The sequence below is a fragment of the Pantoea sp. SM3 genome, assembly GCF_000963995.1.
Classification (GTDB): Bacteria; Pseudomonadota; Gammaproteobacteria; order Enterobacterales; family Enterobacteriaceae; genus Pantoea; species Pantoea rwandensis_B.
The window spans coordinates 20,194-37,853 of record NZ_JZRD01000007.1 but is presented as its reverse complement, the minus strand read 5'-3'; the positions used below and the strand labels follow the sequence as shown (position 1 = coordinate 37,853).

The 17,660-nt window shown below is 55.4% G+C and carries 17 protein-coding genes; 10 read left to right on the top strand and 7 right to left on the bottom strand.

Annotated features, from left to right (window positions below):
- The first annotated feature begins 31 nt into the window (after positions 1-31).
- From rpe to trpS, 3 genes are read left to right on the top strand one after another with little or no spacing between them, the layout of a single operon-like run.
- Positions 32-715: a ribulose-phosphate 3-epimerase gene (gene rpe / locus VI01_RS03975; RefSeq protein ID WP_034819612.1), complete on the top strand. Its 684-nt coding sequence runs from the start codon at positions 32-34 to the stop codon at positions 713-715.
- Complete coding sequence (locus tag VI01_RS03970; protein ID WP_045814060.1) at positions 699-1,376, top strand: phosphoglycolate phosphatase; 678 nt, start codon at positions 699-701, stop codon at positions 1,374-1,376. The genes rpe and VI01_RS03970 overlap by 17 nt, the downstream gene beginning before the upstream one ends.
- Before the next feature lie 15 nt (positions 1,377-1,391).
- Positions 1,392-2,396, top strand: coding sequence for a tryptophan--tRNA ligase (trpS, locus tag VI01_RS03965; protein WP_034819607.1), 1,005 nt, complete (start codon positions 1,392-1,394; stop codon positions 2,394-2,396).
- A gap of 101 nt (positions 2,397-2,497) precedes the next feature.
- On the opposite strand, the gene cysG is transcribed toward trpS, so the two are convergent.
- The 4 genes from cysG to nirB all read right to left on the bottom strand — a co-directional run bounded on the left by cysG (position 2,498) and on the right by nirB (position 7,721).
- A complete protein-coding gene (gene cysG, locus VI01_RS03960) occupies positions 2,498-3,862 on the bottom strand; it encodes a siroheme synthase CysG (RefSeq protein ID WP_045814059.1) in 1,365 nt (454 codons plus the stop codon).
- 161 nt (positions 3,863-4,023) lie between these two features.
- Positions 4,024-4,827 (bottom strand): nitrite transporter NirC, encoded by an 804-nt coding sequence (nirC, locus tag VI01_RS03955; RefSeq protein ID WP_045814058.1) that lies wholly within the window; start codon positions 4,825-4,827, stop codon positions 4,024-4,026.
- A 30-nt stretch (positions 4,828-4,857) separates the two neighbouring features.
- The gene (nirD, locus tag VI01_RS03950) at positions 4,858-5,184 is read right to left on the bottom strand and encodes a nitrite reductase small subunit NirD (RefSeq protein ID WP_045814057.1); all 327 of its coding nucleotides are present in this window, start codon (positions 5,182-5,184) and stop codon (positions 4,858-4,860) included.
- Complete coding sequence (gene nirB / locus VI01_RS03945) at positions 5,181-7,721, bottom strand: nitrite reductase large subunit NirB (RefSeq protein ID WP_045814056.1); 2,541 nt, start codon at positions 7,719-7,721, stop codon at positions 5,181-5,183. The genes nirD and nirB overlap by 4 nt, the downstream gene beginning before the upstream one ends.
- 288 nt (positions 7,722-8,009) lie before the next feature.
- Between nirB and VI01_RS03940 the strand changes: the two genes are divergently transcribed.
- Entirely contained in the window at positions 8,010-9,293 is a 1,284-nt protein-coding gene (locus tag VI01_RS03940; RefSeq protein WP_045814055.1) for a cytosine deaminase, read from the top strand.
- A 91-nt stretch (positions 9,294-9,384) separates the two neighbouring features.
- Here VI01_RS03940 and tsgA read toward each other — a convergent pair whose 3' ends face one another.
- The gene (gene tsgA, locus VI01_RS03935; RefSeq protein ID WP_045814054.1) at positions 9,385-10,563 is read right to left on the bottom strand and encodes an MFS transporter TsgA; all 1,179 of its coding nucleotides are present in this window, start codon (positions 10,561-10,563) and stop codon (positions 9,385-9,387) included.
- 263 nt (positions 10,564-10,826) lie between these two features.
- On the opposite strand from tsgA, the gene ppiA reads away from it, so the two are divergent.
- The 5 genes from ppiA to VI01_RS03910 all read left to right on the top strand — a co-directional run bounded on the left by ppiA (position 10,827) and on the right by VI01_RS03910 (position 14,170).
- Positions 10,827-11,399, top strand: a complete 573-nt coding sequence (ppiA, locus tag VI01_RS03930; RefSeq protein ID WP_045814053.1) for a peptidylprolyl isomerase A — start codon at positions 10,827-10,829, stop codon at positions 11,397-11,399.
- Positions 11,400-11,497: 98 nt separating this feature from the next.
- Entirely contained in the window at positions 11,498-11,662 is a 165-nt protein-coding gene (locus VI01_RS24635; RefSeq protein WP_075564071.1) for a YhfG family protein, read from the top strand.
- Positions 11,652-12,245, top strand: a complete 594-nt coding sequence (locus VI01_RS03920; RefSeq protein ID WP_045814051.1) for a putative adenosine monophosphate-protein transferase Fic — start codon at positions 11,652-11,654, stop codon at positions 12,243-12,245. Before VI01_RS24635 ends, VI01_RS03920 begins: the two co-directional genes overlap by 11 nt.
- A 41-nt stretch (positions 12,246-12,286) precedes the next feature.
- On the top strand, positions 12,287-12,862 hold the full coding sequence (locus tag VI01_RS03915) for an aminodeoxychorismate synthase component II (protein ID WP_038644298.1): 576 nt from the start codon (positions 12,287-12,289) through the stop codon (positions 12,860-12,862).
- 87 nt (positions 12,863-12,949) lie between these two features.
- Positions 12,950-14,170: an aspartate aminotransferase family protein gene (locus VI01_RS03910; protein ID WP_045814050.1), complete on the top strand. Its 1,221-nt coding sequence runs from the start codon at positions 12,950-12,952 to the stop codon at positions 14,168-14,170.
- Here the strand turns inward: VI01_RS03910 and VI01_RS03905 are convergent, their stop codons facing one another.
- Together VI01_RS03905 and crp are read right to left on the bottom strand one after the other, a co-directional pair.
- A complete protein-coding gene (locus VI01_RS03905; RefSeq protein WP_045814049.1) occupies positions 14,171-16,246 on the bottom strand; it encodes a YccS/YhfK family putative transporter in 2,076 nt (691 codons plus the stop codon).
- Positions 16,247-16,304: 58 nt separating this feature from the next.
- Positions 16,305-16,937 carry a cAMP-activated global transcriptional regulator CRP gene (crp, locus tag VI01_RS03900; protein ID WP_000242758.1) on the bottom strand — a complete coding sequence of 211 codons (633 nt, stop codon included), beginning with the start codon at positions 16,935-16,937 and terminating at the stop codon, positions 16,305-16,307.
- A gap of 303 nt (positions 16,938-17,240) precedes the next feature.
- On the opposite strand from crp, the gene VI01_RS03895 reads away from it, so the two are divergent.
- Positions 17,241-17,645, top strand: coding sequence for an OsmC family protein (locus VI01_RS03895; protein ID WP_045814048.1), 405 nt, complete (start codon positions 17,241-17,243; stop codon positions 17,643-17,645).
- Positions 17,646-17,660 lie beyond the last annotated feature (15 nt).

Sequence of the window (17,660 nt, the reverse complement as noted above, 5' to 3'; positions counted from 1 at the left end):
TCTGGCTGGCGCACAAAATTGGGAGAATCGGATGAAACAATTTTTGCTGGCCCCTTCAATTCTTGCTGCTGACTTTGCTCGCCTGGGCGAAGATACCGCCAAAGCGCTGGCAGCAGGCGGGGATGTGGTGCATTTCGACGTGATGGATAACCACTATGTGCCTAATCTGACCATGGGGCCAATGGTGCTGAAAGCGCTGCGCGACTATGGCATTACGGCACCGATTGATGTGCATCTGATGGTGAAGCCGGTGGATGCACTGATTCCCGAGTTCGCTAAAGCGGGCGCGACTTACATTACCTTCCATCCTGAAGCCAGTGAGCACGTTGACCGCACGCTGCAACTGATCAAAGAGCACGGCTGTAAAGCGGGGCTGGTGTTCAATCCGGCGACGCCGCTCGATTACCTCGACTACGTGATGGATAAACTCGACATCATTCTGCTGATGTCAGTGAACCCTGGCTTCGGCGGTCAATCTTTCATTCCTGGCACGCTGGACAAATTGCGTCAGGCGCGTCGTCTGATTGATCAAAGCGGTTACGATATCCGTCTGGAAGTGGACGGTGGCGTGAAGATCGATAACATCGGTCAGATCGCGGCGGCAGGTGCGGATATGTTTGTGGCTGGTTCAGCTATCTTTGGTCACCCCGATTACAAAAAAGTGATCGACGAAATGCGCGGCGAACTGGAGAAAGTTAATGGCTCATTTCACTGATATCCGCGCGCTGGCGTTTGATCTCGATGGCACGCTGGTCGATAGCGCACCGGGTCTGTCACAGGCCATCGATCATGCTTTAGGCGATTTGCAGTTGCCGCCGCCCGGCGTTGCGCTGGCCTCCACCTGGATTGGCAATGGCGCAGATGTGATGATGACACGCGCGCTGACCTGGGCATTAGGCCGCGAACCGCACGCCGAGGAGCAGCGCGACGCGCGCTCGTTGTTCGATAAGTACTACGCCGAAACGGTGGAAGCGGGCAGCACGCTGTTTCCGCAGGTGAAAGAGACGCTGGCGGCGCTGCACGCCAAAGGCTTGCCGATGGCCATCGTCACCAATAAGCCGACGCCGTTTGTCGCGCCTTTGCTGCAATCGCTGGGCATTGCCGATTTCTTCACGCTGATTATTGGCGGTGATGATGTGGTGGTGAAAAAGCCCCATCCGGCAGCGATCTTCCTTGTTTTGGGTCACTTTGGCGTACTGCAAAAAGAATTACTGTTTGTCGGTGATTCTCGTAATGATATTCACGCAGCTCAGGCTGCGGATGTACCCAATGTTGGTATGACTTTTGGCTACAACTATGGCGAGCCGATTGCCGCCAGCCAACCCGATTTAACTCTCGATACTTTTAGCGAACTTTTGCCCGCTCTCGGGCTGTAATTATCAGGATATAACATGAGCAAACCCATCGTTTTCAGCGGCGCCCAGCCTTCCGGTGAACTGACCATTGGCAACTATATGGGTGCGCTGCGTCAGTGGGTGCAGATGCAGGATGATTTCCACTGCATTTACTGCATCGTCGATCTGCACGCCATCACCGTTCGTCAGGACCCCGCTGCGCTGCGCAAAGCCACGCTGGATACGTTAGCGTTGTACCTTGCCTGCGGTATCGACCCGGCAAAAAGCACCATCTTTGTACAGTCGCATGTGCCTGAGCACGCGCAGCTGAGCTGGGTGCTGAACTGCTATGCCTACTTTGGCGAGCTGAGCCGTATGACGCAGTTTAAGGATAAGTCCGCGCGTTATTCTGAAAACATCACCGCGGGTTTGTTCGATTACCCGGTGCTGATGGCGGCCGATATTCTGCTGTATCAGACCAACCAGGTGCCAGTGGGCGAAGATCAGAAGCAGCATCTGGAACTGAGCCGCGATATCGCCGGTCGTTTCAACGCACTGTATGGCGATGTGTTCAAAATTCCTGAGCCGTTTATTCCGAAATCAGGCGCACGCGTGATGTCGCTGCTGGAACCGACCAAGAAAATGTCGAAGTCGGATGACAACCGCAACAACGTGATTGGCCTGCTGGAAGACACCAAAGCGGTAGTGAAGAAGATCAAACGCGCGGTAACTGACTCCGCTGAGCCGCCAGTCGTACGCTACGACGTCAAAGAAAAAGCCGGTGTCTCTAACCTGCTGGATATCTTGTCAGGTGTCACCGGCAAGTCGATTCCGCAGCTGGAGCAGGAATTCGAAGGCAAGATGTATGGCCACCTGAAAGGCGAAGTGGCGGAAGCGGTTTCCGGCATGCTGACTGAGCTGCAGGAGCGCTATCATCGTTTCCGTAATGATGAAGCTTTCCTGAATCAGGTCATGCGCGATGGTGCCACCAAGGCCCGTGCGCAGGCGCAAGAGACACTGAAGAAAGTCTACGAAGCAGTGGGTTTTGTGGCTCAGCCTTAAGCGACGAGCGGTATGATCTAACAACGGCGAGTTGTCATGACTCGCCGTTTTTTATGAATTTGCGCGTAAGACCTCGCCCAATCGGACGGGGGCAGCCAAGTTTAAAACCAGCGTAACTGGCGGCGCAGGCTGACCACGCGCCCGACGATAATCAGCGCTGGGCTGGCAAACTGCTGCGCCAGCGTGTTGAGTTCAGCCAGCGTTGCGGTCTCTACCCGTTGCTCTGATGTCGTGCCGTTCTGCACGATGGCGACCGGCATAGTTGCATCCATACCATGTTGCAACAGCTGGCGCTGAATCTCGGGTGCCTGATTCAGGCCCATGTAGAACACCAACGTTTGCTGTTCTGCTGCCAGCTTACTCCACTCAATTTCGCCCTGCTGTTGCAGATGGCCGGTAACAAAGCGCACACTCTGGGCGTGATCGCGGTGTGTCAGTGGAATGCCGCTGTAGGCGGCACAGCCGGACGCGGCGGTAATACCCGGTACCACGCTGAACGGAATGTGGTGCTGCGCCAGCACCTCCAGCTCCTCGCCGCCACGACCAAAAATAAAGGGATCGCCGCCTTTCAGCCGCACCACACGTTTGCCGCTCTGGGCCTGCTCCAGCAGAAGCTGGTTGATTTGTGACTGTGGGACGCAGTGATGTCCCGCCTGTTTACCGACAAAGATGCGCTCTGCATCGCGGCGCACCAGGTTGAGAATCGGTTCGGATACCAGGCGGTCATACACCACCACATCGGCCTGCTGGATACACTGCAACCCTTTTAGTGTCAGCAATCCGGCATCGCCCGGACCCGCGCCCACCAGCACCACTTCACCTTGTTGTGACAGCGGCGCATTGAACAGCGTATCAACGATATGATCGGCGCGTGGCTGGTCGCGATTAGCCAGCGTTTGTGCCAAACGATCGCTGGCAAAGAAGCGTTCCCAAAAAGCCCGGCGCTGTCCCATGCTGGCGAAAGTGTTCTTCACCCGACTGCGCAGTGTGCCAGCGAGTGAAGCCAGTTGGCCTAAATGCTGTGGCAGCATCGCTTCCAGCTTCTCGCGTAGCAGGCGAGCCAGCACCGGAGCACGACCACCGGAGGACACCGCAATCATCAGCGGGGAGCGATCGATAATCGATGGCATGATAGCGCTGGCTTCCTGTGGTGCATCCACCAGATTGCAGAAGATGCGGCGCGCTTCGGCGGCATCGCCCACTTGCTGATTCACGGCGTCATCGTCGGTGGCGGCAATCACCAGCCAGCAGCCTTCTAGCCAGCATTCTTGAAAGGTGCCGGACATGAGGTGCAACTTTCCCTGCTCGGCCCACTGCTGAAATACAGGGGAGAAATCCAGTGCGCCGATGTGCAGATCGGCACCGGCATCCAGCAGCAGGCGCGCTTTGCGTTCTGCCACATCGCCACCGCCAACCAGTAAGCAGCGTTTGCCCTTCAGGCGGCAAAACAGTGGAAAATAGTCCATCGCTCATCCTCAAAAAAGCCCGCGAGCCACGTGATGATCATCAATCGCACCTTTTCGGTCGCCATAAATGACGACCCTACGATGATGTAGAGTGCGCATTCATGCACACCCGGATGGATGCGCAAACTGATTAGCATGATGCGGAAAGCGGGCTAACACGATTAAACAGATTTGAGCGCAGTGGCTTGTGTCGCCACTTGCGGTCTTTGAGCTTGCGGGGTGGCGTACCAATAACCGAGGCCCATTAACACCATACCAGAGAACATATTACCCAGCGTCACCCACAGCAGGTTATGGCCGATGCCGCTTAAGGTGAGTTCGGCATTATGCTGACCAAACCACGACAGTGCAAAGACCGTCATATTCGCGACAGAGTGTTCATAGCCGGAGGCGATAAAGGCCAGCAGGCACCACCAGATGGCAATGAATTTTGCCGTGCCTTCGGTGCGCACTGCCATCCAGATCGCCAGACACACCAGCCAGTTGCACAGCGCCCCTTTAAAGAACAGCGCCATTGCCGGTTGCGTGGTTTTCGCCAGCGCCGCGCTGTGAATCAGTGCGCCTGCATTGGGCAGCATCGCGCCTGCCGCGTAGTAATAGAGCAGGGCGACAAATACCGAGCCGATCAGGTTGCCCAGCCAGGTTTGCGGCAGCACACACCACATCTGACCCTGGCTAATGCTACCGGCTTTAACGCCCACGGTGAGGAACATCGTATGACCCGTAAACAGTTCTGACCCTGCAATGATCACCAGGGTCAGAGCGATACCAAAGGTGGCGCCCATGACTAGCGGACGCCAGGCTGGATCGGCCAGATTGCCGAGGGTGAAAATCAGGATGATGGCGAGACCAACGTAAGCGCCCGCCATCGCCGAACTGATCCAGAAGGCCAGCGGGCTGTGCTGTGCCGTACGCACAATGCGCGCCGCGTTGGCGGCGCAGGTATTCAGGGTGTCAGTAAACATAGTGACGTCTCATAAAGTAAAAGAATTCTGTCAGGCGCATACTTCGACCTGGCCCGCAGTAACGCGCACCGGATAGCTCGCCACGGAACGGGCGGCATCTTCCAGGCAGACGCCGTCGCTTAAACGGAAGCGCTGTTTTTTTAGCGGGCTGGCGACCCACAGCGTGTGCTTATGTTCGGCAATCAGGCCGCGTGACAGCACGCTGGCTGCGGAGAAAGGATCGATGTTACTCAGCGCATAGAGTTGCTCATCATCATGCGGACGGAAGATGGCAATCTGCTGGCCTTTCACCAGCGCGCAGACGCCGGTGGCAGGCAGGATTTGTTCGAGTTCACACACGGAATGCCACTGGCTCATGCGTCGATCTCCTCAATCTGGGTGATGGCAATACGCTCGGCAGGACGTGCCGGACGGTGCTGATCGCGCTGAGCGACGTGCTGCACTAGCGGATCGCGCTGATCGCTGTTGATGAAGGTGCTGAAGTGGATGTGCTGCCGGGGATCGTTCACCGTTGCAGTCCATTCACACTCGACTTCAGCCCGCAGGCGCGCCAGTTCAGCTTCCAGCTGCGCATTCAGGCTGAGTTTGTCATCGATAATCACGCTGCGCAGATAGTCGATACCACCTTCCATGCTTTCCAGCCACAGCGAGGTACGTTGCAGGCGGTCACCGGTGCGGATATAGAACATCATAAAGCGGTCGAGATAAGTCAGCAGGGTATCGCGATCCAGGTCCGATGCCAGCAAATCGGCGTGGCGTGGCTTCATGCCACCGTTGCCGCACACATACAGATTCCAGCCTTTTTCCGTAGCGATAATGCCGACATCTTTGCCCTGCGCCTCCGCACATTCGCGCGTGCAGCCCGAGACGCCAAACTTCATTTTGTGCGGTGTACGAATGCCTTTGTAGCGGTTCTCGAGCTCGATACCGAAGCCGAGGCTATCGCCGACGCCATAGCGACACCAGGTGCTGCCCACGCAGGTTTTTGCCATGCGCAACGCTTTGGCATACGCCTGGCCAGTTTCAAATCCGGCATCAATCAGCTGCGACCAGATGGCAGGCAGGTCATCACGCTGGGCACCGAACAGGCCAATACGCTGCGAGCCGGTGATTTTGGTGTAAAGGTTGTACTGGCGCGCCACCGCACCGATCGTCATCAACCCTTCTGGCGTGATTTCGCCCCCAGGTGAGCGCGGGATGACCGAGTAGGTACCATCTTTCTGGATATTGCCAAGGAACAGATCGTTGCTGTCCTGAAGTGGCGCGAGTTGTGGCTTGAGCACATAGTCGTTCCAGCAGGAGGCCAGCAGCGAACCCACGGTCGGTTTGCACACTTCACAGCCATAACCCTGACCGTATTTCGCCAGTAAGGCATCGAAGGAAGTGATCTCTTCGACACGAATCAGGTGATACAACTCCTGACGCGAATAGGGGAAGTGCTCGCACAGGTGATTGTTGACTTCGATGCCCTGGCGGCTCAGTTCTGCGTTGAGCACCTGAGTGATCAGCGGAATGCAGCCGCCGCAGCCCGTTCCGGCACGGGTTTCGCTTTTCAGCATCGCCACGGTATGGCAACCGCCTTGCACCGCTTTGACGATATCGCCTTTACTGACATCAAAGCAGGAGCAGATTTGCGCGCTGTCCGGCAGGGAATCGACGCCCAATATCGGCTTCTCGCCACTGCCTGCTGGCAAAATCAAACCTTCAGGATTATCGGGCAGCGCGATGTTATTCAGCGCCAGCTGCAGCAGATTGCCGTAATCACTGGTGTCACCGACCAATACCGCGCCGAGCAGCGTGCGGTTGTCTTCGCTGACAATCAGGCGTTTGTAGATGTGCTTTTGCTCATCAAGCCACATATAGCTGCGCGCGCCCGGCGTGCGGCCATGCGCATCGCCAATACCACCGACATCCACGCCCAGCAACTTAAGTTTGGCGCTCATATCGGCACCAGAAAAGGCACTGTCGCGTCCCAGCAACGCATCGCTGGCGACCTGTGCCATTTTGTAGCCCGGCGCGACTAAGCCGAACAGCCGGTTCTGCCAGGCTGCGCATTCGCCGACGGCATAAATCGCCGGATCGCGCGTCTGGCAGCGGTCGTTGATGGCGATGCCACCACGCTGGCCGATTTCCAGCCCACACTGTTTTGCCAGCTTGTCTTGTGGACGAATGCCAGTGGAGAACACGATGAAATCGACATCCAGCGCGCTGCCATCGGCGAATTCCAGCGTCTTACCGCCTTTAGCGTGGTGCACAATTTGCTGGGTATTTTTGCCGGTGTGCACACGCACACCCATTTGTTCGATCTTACGACGCAGTTGCTCGCCACCTTGCGCATCCAGCTGTTCCGCCATTAATCCGGGCGCGAACTCAATGACATGGGTTTCGATACCGAGGTTTTTCAGTGCGCCTGCCGCTTCGAGGCCAAGCAGACCGCCGCCAATCACGGCACCGCGTTGGCTGCGGCGGGCGCAGGCTTCTATGGCGTTGAGATCTTCGATGGTGCGATAGACAAAGCAGTCGCTGCCTTCGGCGCCTTTTATCGGCGGTATCCACGGATAAGAGCCGGTGGCAAAAATCAGCGTGTCGTAATGCACCGCGCGACCGGTATTAGAGTGAATCAGTTTTTCGTCGCGGTTGATGGTAATCGCCCGTTCACCGATCAGCAGTTTGACCTGATGTTTTTCGTAATAGCCGGGGCGAACCAGTGACAGCTCTTCAGCGGTGTGATGGGAGAAGTAGGCGGAAAGGTGGACGCGGTCATAGGCGACGCGCGGTTCTTCACAAAAGACGGTAATGGCAAATTGGCCGGGCTCGGCTTTATCGATCAGTTCTTCTATAAAGCGGTGGCCCACCATGCCGTTGCCAATGATCACGACACTGTGCTTGCTCATGCTTGCCTCAAAAATTGCGGTATCTGCGCTTACGATAGCGCGCTACATCAGGCGCTTATTGATGCACATCAAGCGCACCCTCATATACCTATTTTGAGGTATGTAATTGATTTTGAACGAAATAGATAAGTGGCTTATTTGGTTGAATATTGTGCAGAACGGGTCACTGCCGATGGCGCCGTGAAAAGTCACTCGCTGGTTCGCCAATAATGACATCCGAAAAATCGATGACGCTGACAGACAGTTTTTCGTGCTAGCTTAACCTGTTGCTTTAAACAGGAGGATGGCATGGCGAACCGGTCACTGAAGTGGATCAACAATCTGCGCTTAGCGGGCCAGCAGGGCTTGTGGCAAATGGAAATCAACGGTGGAAAAATTGCGGCGATACGTCCCCAGCCACCGCAAATCGTGGATCAGAGTGACGCACTGGACGCCGAAGGCGGGCTGGCGAGTGCGCCGTTTATCGAACCGCACATTCACCTCGACACCACGCAAACTGCCGGGCAGCCTGCCTGGAATCAGTCCGGCACCCTGTTTGAAGGTATTGAACGCTGGGCGGAGCGCAAAGCGCTGCTCAGTCATGACGATGTCAAACAGCGCGCACAGCAGACGCTGAAGTGGCAAATTGCCAACGGTATCCAGCATGTGCGTACCCACGTTGATGTTTCCGATCCCACTCTCACCGCGCTGAAAGCGATGCTGGAAGTGAAAGCGGAAATGGCGCCGTGGATCGATATTCAAATCGTGGCGTTTCCGCAGGAGGGAATTCTCTCCTATCCAAATGGTGAAGCATTGCTGGAAGAGGCATTGCGTCTCGGCGCCGATGTGGTGGGTGCCATCCCGCACTTCGAGTTCACACGCGAATATGGCGTGGAATCGCTGCATAAAACCTTCGCGCTCGCCAACCGTTATGACCGCATGGTGGATGTGCACTGTGATGAGATCGATGATGAGCAATCGCGCTTTGTCGAAACCGTGGCGGCACTGGCACATCGTGATGGCAATGGCGAACGTGTTACCGCCAGCCACACCACGGCGATGCACTCCTACAACAACGCCTACACCTCGCGCTTATTCCGCTTGCTCAAGCTTTCAAAGATTAATTTTGTCGCTAACCCACTGGTGAACATTCACCTGCAGGGGCGTTTTGACAGCTATCCCAAACGCCGTGGTATCACGCGGGTGAAGGAGTTGCTGGAAGCCGATATTAACGTCTGCTTTGGCCATGATGATGTGTTTGATCCCTGGTATCCGCTCGGCACGGCCAGCATGCTGCAGGTGCTGCATATGGGATTACATGTCTGTCAGTTGATGGGCTATGAACAGATCGACAACGGCCTGAGTCTAATTACCACCAACAGCGCGAAAACGTTGCAATTGGAGGATTACGGTCTGGCAGTGGGTAACTATGCCAGTCTGATTATTCTGCCGGCTGAGGGTGGCTTTGATGCGGTGCGCAGACAAGTGCCTGTGCGCTACTCGATACGGCAGGGAAGCGTAGTGGCGGCAACGCAGCCCGCGAGCAGTGAAATCTATTTGGGCGAGGCGGAAGCGGTGACATTCCGACGATAGTCGTTTAATAAAAAAGAGTGCGCATCACTGCGCACTCTTTTGCTACGGCACCAGGCAACGGAGGCGAACGTTCACCCCTGCACGTCACCGATTAGTGCGTAATATGACCGTGCTGGCGATGTTTGGTCACAAAGCCCAGCAGCACACACATCACAAACACCACGGCATACAAGCCATTCGCGGTAGAGAGTGCCGCATGTGCGCCGCCTTTCGCCACAATCGGGCCGGTGACCACAAAGGTCAGCATGGTGCCGACGGTGCCGCAGGTGAGGATAAAGTTCACCAGCTTCGGCGAAGAGACTTTGGTTTGCAGCGAACCGAGGGTGATGATGGTGGTGTAAATGGCGCTGGAGCTGAAGCCGAGAATCATGATGATCCAGTGCAGCATGCTGGCGTCGTTCGTGGTGACAAACCAGTACATCAGGCCCGTCGCTAATGCGGCCAGCACCATCAGGATGCGCTGTAGATCGAAGAAGCGTAGCAGGAAGCTGAACACCCACATGCCGACCATGTACGCGGTCCAGAAGTTACCCACCAACTGACCGGCTGCCGCAATGTCCATACCCATCGATTTGGTCGCATACTCTGGCACCCAGGAGATAAAGCCCAGCTGACCAAGGATGTAGCACAGCGCCGCGATCGACAGGAACAGCACGCCGATGCCCCATTTCTCTTTCTCGCCACCTTGTACGGCAGCTTCGCTTTTCAGTTCCGGGAATTCCACCATCAACGTCAGAACGAAAATGGCGATGTAAATGACGCCAATGCAGGCATATACCCAGTACCACGGCAGCATGCGCGCCAGTAACACACCGGCGATAATCGGGAAAATGGTACCGGCCATGCTGAAGAACGAGTCGGTAAACAGCAGGCGGGAGCCACGCTGACGGCCATCGTACAGATGGGTAATCAGGAAGGTACCGATCGACATGGTGATACCGCTGACCACACCGAGCACAAACATGCACAGTGAGAAGATGGTCAGGTTATGGCTGGTCATCAGGCCTGCCACCGCGAGGATCATCAGCACAAAGCCAAAAATCAGCTGGCGTTTCAACGGCACAATCACCATCAGCCAGGCGTTAAGGAATACCGCGACCAGGATACCGGCATTCAGGAAGGTGAAAGTGTTGCTCATTTCTGAGATGGGCAACTGGAAGTATTGGGCAATATTGTCCAGTACCATACCGGTAACGATCACCAGCGCGCCGGTGAGCGCGTAGGAGAAAAAGCTGATCCAGGTAAGGCCAATGCGATTACGGTTTGTCATGTTCTGAACCTGTGATGCGCCGGGATTGGCAAAAAAGTGTCATGAATTGTAAATGCAACTGTGATCTTAATAAACAACGAGTGTAACGAGCGGGAAATATTTCATTAATAGTGTGATTTTCATCACGCAAATGATTGCGTGCCAAAAAAAGTATGACAATCGCAACATCAGCGTAAATATCGGTAAAACGCTGGCTCTTATATAACTTGCTCTTTACAATCGATCTCGTTTTTGAGCTTGCACTTCATGGTAAGGAATCTTTCATGTTTAAACGTACTTTGACAGCGGCAGTCGCCCTGTTTGCGCTCTCTTCTGTATCCGCTTCGGCTCTGGCCGCTAAAGGGGATACACATGTGCTGCTCACCACCTCTGCGGGCAATATCGAACTCGAACTGAACAACCAGAAAGCCCCGGTTTCGGTGAAAAACTTTGTCGACTACGTCAACAACGGTTTCTACAACAACACGATTTTCCATCGCGTGATTCCTGGCTTTATGATCCAGGGCGGCGGTTTCACCACGGATATGCAGCAGAAGCAGACCGTGGCACCGATTAAGAACGAAGCCGACAACGGCTTGCGTAACCTGCGTGGCACCATCTCGATGGCGCGTACTGCTGATAAAGACAGTGCGACCAGCCAGTTCTTCCTCAACGTCGCGGATAACGCGTTCCTCGATCACGGCCAACGTGACTTCGGTTACGCGGTATTTGGTAAAGTTGTGAAAGGCCAGGATGTGATCGACAAGATTGCTCAGGTGCCAACCAAGGATGTCGGCCCGTACCAAAATGTGCCGTCAAAACCGGTTGTTATCCTTTCTGCGAAAGTCCTGCCTTAATGATTTAACGCGCCGGCGATCGTCGGCGCGTTCTGCTGCTCTCCAGCAAAGCTAAAATTAGCTCTTATACTTAGGGCAAATTGCTTGTCGGAGGCGCCATGACCAGCCAACTCACCGAAAAACAGAAAGCCACCCTGTGGCAACAGCACCGCATGGCCAGTTATCAGGCCAGTTGCCGTCTTGCAGGCTACGTACTCAGCGATATGACGGCTGAGCAACATGAAGAGCGACTTGAGTCACTGAGGAGGCAATATGGCGGATAACACGCTGGCCGTGCGCGACCCTTATGTCTGGCACAATGATACGGTGCTGAAAAACCGCCTCGATATTCATGATGACGTGCAGTTGCGTAAAGCCGAACTGGCTTTCAGTGCCGCCCGGCTAGCCACGCTGGAACTCGGCCCGCGCAGCACCGGCATCCCATGGCTATGCCATATTCATCGCACGCTGTTTCAGGATCTCTACAGTTGGGCAGGGGAGTTACGCAGCATCGATATCTGGCGTGATGAGACACCCTATTGCCACTGCGAATATATTGAGAAAGAGGGCAACGCGCTGATGAGCGCGCTGGAAGATGAACATCAACTGACAAACCTGACGCAGGATGAGTTTGTTGCGCGGCTTGCGCATTACTACTGTGAAATCTTCGTGTTGCATCCGTTCCGCGCCGGCAACGGCCGCACGCAGCGCATTTTCTTTGAACAGCTGGCGCTGCACGCCGGTTATCTGCTGACATGGGATAAGCTGGATCGAGAGGCGTGGCGTACCGCACTGTATGCTGGTGTATCGGGCGATCTGACGCCGCTGACGGCGCAGTTTGCAAAAGTGGTGAGCCCAGCCCGGTAAAATGCGTAGAATAGCGGCGGTTTGACTGGCCTGAGGGCACTATGCTGCTGTTAATTGATAACTACGACTCCTTCACCTGGAATCTCTACCAGTATTTCTGTGAGCTGGGAGCACAAGTCCGCGTGGTGCGTAACGATGCCATCACGCTGGCGGAGATGGAGACGCTGCCACTCACCCATTTGGTGATCTCCCCTGGCCCCTGCACGCCGGATCAGTCTGGTATCTCACTGGACGCCATCCGCCATTTTGCTGGGCGTTTGCCGGTTCTGGGTGTTTGCCTCGGCCATCAGGCGATTGCGCAAGCCTATGGCGCGCAGATAGTGCGCGCGCGGCAGGTGATGCACGGCAAAACTTCTGTTATCCAGCACACCAATCAGGGCGTTTTTCGCGACCTTAATAATCCGCTCACCGTTACGCGCTACCATTCACTCATTGTGGCGCGCGATACGCTGCCCGCAGAATTCGACGTCACGGCCTGGAGCCTGCGTAATGGCGAGCCGGATGAGATCATGGGCTTCCGCCACCGTACGCTGCCCTTAGAAGGGGTGCAGTTCCATCCTGAGAGTATCCTCAGCGAGCAGGGCCATCAGCTGTTGGCTAATTTCCTCGACACGTAACTTATGTTTGCCTTCGTGTGATTTTTTATGCATATTTTGTGATTATAATTTCACTTCAGCTCAATAAATAACCCAATGAGGTCGGCAATGGCAGCGGAAAAACTAGCGGTAACCCGGGAAACGTTCGATAACGTGATATTGCCTGTTTATGCACCTGCGCAGTTCGTGCCGGTGAAAGGCAAGGGCAGCCGAGTCTGGGATCAGCAGGGCAAAGAGTATATCGACTTCTCCGGCGGTATCGCGGTGACGGCTCTCGGTCATTGCCATCCGGCGCTGGTGGAAACGCTGAAAAGCCAGGGTGAAACCCTGTGGCATACCAGCAACGTGTTTACCAATGAACCGGCATTACGTCTGGCGAGCAAACTGATTGCCGCGACCTTTGCCGATCGTGTGTTCTTTGGCAATTCCGGTGCGGAAGCCAACGAAGCCGCCTTCAAGCTGGCACGCTACTACGCCTGCAAAAAACACAGCCCGTTCAAAAGCAAAATCATCGCCTTCCACAATGCGTTCCACGGTCGTACCTTGTTTACCGTTTCTGTTGGCGGCCAGCCGAAATACTCCGACGGCTTTGGTCCAAAGCCGGCAGATATCGTACATGTGCCATTTAACGATCTGGATGCGGTGAAAGCGGTGATGGATGACCACACCTGCGCGATTGTCGTGGAGCCGATTCAGGGTGAAGGCGGCGTGGTGGCTGCGACGCAGGAATTTATGCAGGGTCTGCGTGCGCTGTGCGATGAGCATAAAGCGCTGCTGGTGCTGGATGAAGTACAGAGCGGCATGGGTCGTAGCGGTAAGCTGTTCAGCTACGAACATTACGGCATCAAGCCAGACATCATCACCACCGCGAAAGCGCTGGGCGGCGGTTTCCCGGTGAGCGCGATGCTAACCACCAATGAAATCGCGTCGGTGATGGCGCCGGGCGTGCACGGCACCACCTATGGCGGCAACCCACTGGCCTGTGCGATTGCTGAAACCGCGCTGGATATCATCAACACCCCAGAAGTGCTGGGTGGCGTAGAGGCCCGTCGTCAGCAGTTCGTTGAGGCACTGCAAGCGATCGACAGCAAATACGATCTGTTCAGTGAGATTCGCGGCAAAGGTTTACTGATTGGCGCAGCGCTGAAGCCACAACACGCCAGTAAAGCGCGCGATATCCTCAATGCCTCAGCAGCAGAAGGGTTGATGGTTCTGACCGCGGGCACTGATGTGATGCGTTTTGTGCCGTCACTGGTGATCGAGCCGACTGACATCGAAGAAGGCATGGCGCGTTTCGCCAAAGCGATTGAGAAAGTGCTGGCGGCGTAATCAGCCCTTCGGACGTAACACTTTCAGCCAGCGGCCGTGATGCGGTCGCTGGCTCCACGCCAGTGAAGAGATGGTGTGCATCACATTCAGGTGTTGCAGGATGCGCTTCACATGCTGCTCGACAATCGTGACCGGCCCTTCATTCATATTCTCCGGCGCTTCCAAAATATTGCTGTCATTGCCTGGCCCATCATACGCCAGCCGCTGCTGACAGCGCTGCAGCGCAATTTCACAGGATTGCAGATAGCGTTCCGCCAGCTTCGGCGTCAGCATGGTGTGCTCACGCGCCAGGATCGTCATCGCGTTGATGTGTTCCACAATGAACTGGCTGTGGGTCACCCACATGCGCATATCTTTCAGGTACTGCGCGTTGAAGCCCGGTTCGCTTGATGCCTGATTCAGTGAGTTGAAGAGCGCATTGTGCGCCTGATTGACCTTCATGCGCTGATACGCCAGCTTTTCAGGAGACTGCTCCGGCCCCAGCAACATCCGCAAGGCTTCCTGATAGGCCTCCAGCGCATCATGCGCGTTGCTGCGCAGTAATCCGCTCTGCCACTGTGGCCACAGCCAGATCATACCGGCAAAGGCGATCAGGCAGCCCATCAGGGTATCCATCATGCGCGGCAGCAGAAACTGCGCCCCGTTCAGCGACAACAGCTGGAGTGAATACACCGCCGTCACGGTGAAGCCAATCATCGACCAGCCGTAATACTTGCGCGTGACCAGGTAGCTGGCGAGGGTGATGGCCAGCATGAACAGTAGGGTGATCGATTCGGGGACGTCGAGCTGTAGTGAGCCTGCGGCGATCAGCAATCCGGCAAAGGTGCCTAGCGCACGGTGCTGGATACGCACCCGTGTCGCGCTGTAGCCATTCTGGCTGACAAACATGATGGTCATCAGAATCCAGTAAGGCTTGGGGATATTGAAGAACAGCGCCAGCGCGCTGCCGAACATCAGCATCACCGAGATACGCGCGGCGGTGCGCAATGCGGCGGACTTGAGCGACAGGTAGCTGCGCAGCGCCGGGAACAGCGGCAGGCGACGCTGGCGATCCGCCATCAAGTCTCGGGTGTATAACGGCTTTTGCGTGCGCAACACGCGGGCGATGCGGCTGAAGTGGTAGTAGCAGAAGTTGCCCACCGGGTTATCAGGATGCTGGCGCGCGATTTTTTCCAGCGCACCCAGTTGCTTCTCCATGTGGAAGCGTTCGGGCAACTGATGATAGAGAATGGCATCGGCCAACAGGCGCAGGCGCGCAGAGATGGTTTTGGCATTCCAGCGGATCACCGCTTCAGCGTGACTCTGCTCGACCAGCTTTTGCACTTCTTCCGGCTGATGCAGGCTCACTGAGATGTGCTCCTGCAAATCAAGCGCCACCTGGAAAGCCCGCGTCAGGCGCTTGTGGCTGTTATCGCGGCTGGCAGAGAGCATGTGCATCTGCTGATAGCAGGTGGTGATCAGGTCAACGGCTTTTTGCTGACGCGCCAGCAACGGCGGCAGCGCTTTCTCGGGATCGGTAAGCTGCGTCAACAGGGTGTATTTGGCATCGCAATAATCTGCCAGTTCCCGATAAAGCAGGCTGAGGGTTTCGCGCATTGGCTGCTCTTTCCACAGCCAGAACCAGAACCAGTTAAACAGGCCGTACCACAGCGTGCCACCAATATACAGCAGAGGCGGCACCCACATGGGCATGCGGCCCACCAGGCTGAGGCTGAAGATGGCAGCAACTAGCGTAGCGGGCAGTAAGCGGCCGTGCAGCGGGCTGATTTCGCCGGTCACGCCAATCAGCAGCGGCAGCACAAACAGGATCAGCGGTAACGGAATGGCGTCACTGGTGAGAAATTGGATCAGGAAACTGGCGCTAGCAAACAGTGAGCCGCCCACAATCAGGCGTTTGAAGAAGCGCTTATGTGGTGTATCGAGACCCGCCATGTTGCAGCAGGCAGGAACTAATGAGAACAGCAGGCCTTTTTGCAGATCGCCAAACAGCCAGCCTAGTGCCACAGGCAGGCACAGCACCAGCGTTTGCCGCAGTGCGTAGTTGACCTCAGGATGATAGATGATTCGGCGCCACATCAGCTCATCGCAAACAAAAACGGCGCGATGTTGCCATCACGCCGTGGGTGATAAGAAATTAGCGGGTGCCGTAGACGACGATGGTTTTACCGTGTGCGGAGATCAGGTTCTGATCTTCCAGCATTTTCAGGATACGACCCACGGTTTCGCGTGAGCAACCCACGATCTGACCAATCTCCTGACGGGTGATTTTGATTTGCATCCCGTCGGGGTGCGTCATCGCATCGGGTTGTTTCGCCAGATTAAGCAGTGTTTGCGCGATACGGCCCGTCACATCGAGGAAGGCAAGGTTGCCCACTTTCTCGGAGGTGACTTGCAGACGACGCGCCATCTGCGACGAAAGTCGCATTAAAATATCCGGGTTTACCTGAATCAGCTGACGGAATTTTTTGTAGGAAATTTCAGCCACTTCGCAGGCAGTCTTAGCACGTACCCAGGCACTACGTTCCTGGCCTTCTTCAAACAGGCCGAGTTCGCCGATGAAGTCTCCCTGATTGAGGTAGGAGAGGATCATCTCTTTGCCTTCTTCATCTTTGATCAGAACCGCAACGGAACCTTTCACGATGTAGTACAGCGTTTCCGCTTTCTCACCCTGATGGATGAGCGTGCTTTTGGACGGATATTTGTGAATATGGCAATGGGACAGGAACCATTCGAGTGTAGGGTCTGTTTGCGGTTTGCCGAGAACCATTCGCTATTATCCTCTGTTGTAATCGTGCCCAAAATACAGGGGGCAGTTTTCCCTGTCAGGCGGTGTAATCGTAGAGCGCTTCCAGTAAAGGAAAATTATTTCCGGGTGATTCTTAAGCTACGCTTTTGATTCTTCCCGCCTTCGTCTGTGATGACGAAAATATTTTCAGCACTGTTTGTAGCACAGCTTTTGCAAGCTGTCTTCTGTTGTCTCGCTTCAGCAACAGGCGGAAGAGTCTGGATTGCTGTTTATCAAGTGAAAGCGTACTCTGGCGGCAAAACCGCCACTTCAGGAGAAAGAATAATGCAGGCACGAGTGAAATGGGTGGAAGGGCTGACCTTTCTCGGAGAATCCTCATCTGGCCATCAGGTATTAATGGACGGTAACTCGGGTGACAAAGCGCCAAGCCCGATGGAGATGGTTTTGATGGCAGCAGGCGGCTGTAGCGCGATTGACGTGGTATCGATCCTGCAGAAAGGCCGAAATGATGTGGCTGACTGCGAGGTGAAACTCACCTCCGAGCGCCGTGAAGAAGCGCCACGTATTTTTACGCACATCAACCTGCATTTTATCGTTAGCGGCTCCGCGCTAAGCGATAAAGCGGTGGCGCGGGCTGTCGATCTGTCGGCGGAGAAGTATTGCTCGGTGGCGATCATGCTCGGCAATAGTGTGAAAATGACGCACAGTTACGAAGTGATTGAGCGATAACATCAGCGGGCGGCC